Raw genomic sequence first — 1,009 nt, 5'->3', positions numbered from 1 at the left:
CTCCACCCCCGCGTCCAGCGCCTGCCGCGCCAGCTCCACCGTCCCCGCCTGCATCCAGACCTGCGTCCCCGCGGCCTGCAACGCGCGGATCCACTCCACCGGCGGCAGCGTCCAATGGAACGCCACCACCGGCACCTTCGCCGCGATGCACGTGTCCACGTGGTCGCGCGACGTGAAGCCCTGCGGGTGCACCCGGTCCACGATGAAGTCCACGCCGTAGGGCCGCTGCGTGCCCGCCTGGATGGCCTTCAGGCGTGCCTCCAGCACGAGCGGCGGCTCCGGTGCCGTGCCCAACATTCCCAGACCGCCTGCCTCCGATACCGCGATGACCAGCGGCGGCAGCGACACGAACGCCATTCCCGCGCCCACGAAGGGGTAGTGCACCCCGACCGCGCGCGTGAGCCGCGTCTTCAGCGTGTTGCCCTCCAACACGTAGATGGGCGGAGGACGCGGGAGGCCCGGCTGCCCCGCGCTGTCGGAGTCCCCGTCCGTCAGCGGCTCCTCGTCTCCTGGGGAAGAAGAGGGCTGGCCGGGTCGTCCGTCGTTCGCGCCGTTCATCGCGTCTCCCGAAAGGGTGCTGACGTGCCGAGTTCTCAAGATTAGCAGTGCCCCCGGGCGATTCAGCCGCGACCGGGCGGGGCCGTGCTCACTGGCCAGCAGAGCGACCTTCACTCCGTCCGTCATTCGTCGTCGTAAAGGCCCTCGTGCCCCAGCCCCGCGTCCGTCAACACCCGGCCGCGCCCGAGCCGCCGCGTCAGGGGCCGGTAGCGCTGCGCCACGAGGGAGCTCAACCGGAACGGCAGGCCCCGCTCCTGCTCCACGCGGCGGGCCTGGGCGACCAACGCCTCGCGCGTCAGCCGCAGCGGCCCCTCCAGCCCCACCAGGATGCGGTTGGTACTGGACGGAACCTCGAAGAGCGACAGGCCGTGGAAGCTCACCTGGTAGGTGCGCACCATCGCGTCGTAGAGCGGGTTCGCCGCCGACTCCCACACGTTGCCCACCACCACCC

At 71.5% G+C, this 1,009-nt stretch carries 1 protein-coding gene and 1 pseudogene; both read right to left on the bottom strand.

The features are described 5' to 3' along the window. Nucleotides 1-558: nitronate monooxygenase (locus tag D7V97_RS43310; RefSeq protein ID WP_147445271.1), on the bottom strand; the 558-nt coding region annotated here is incomplete at its 3' end. A 122-nt stretch (nt 559-680) separates the two neighbouring features. After that, a pseudogene (locus D7V97_RS43305) lies at nt 681-1,009 on the bottom strand (hypothetical protein); the annotation flags it as partial.

Source organism: Corallococcus sp. CA053C (assembly GCF_003611675.1).
Taxonomy (GTDB): domain Bacteria; phylum Myxococcota; class Myxococcia; order Myxococcales; family Myxococcaceae; genus Corallococcus.
Note: the sequence above shows the minus strand (reverse complement) of the source record. Positions and strands in the feature narration are given on the sequence as shown.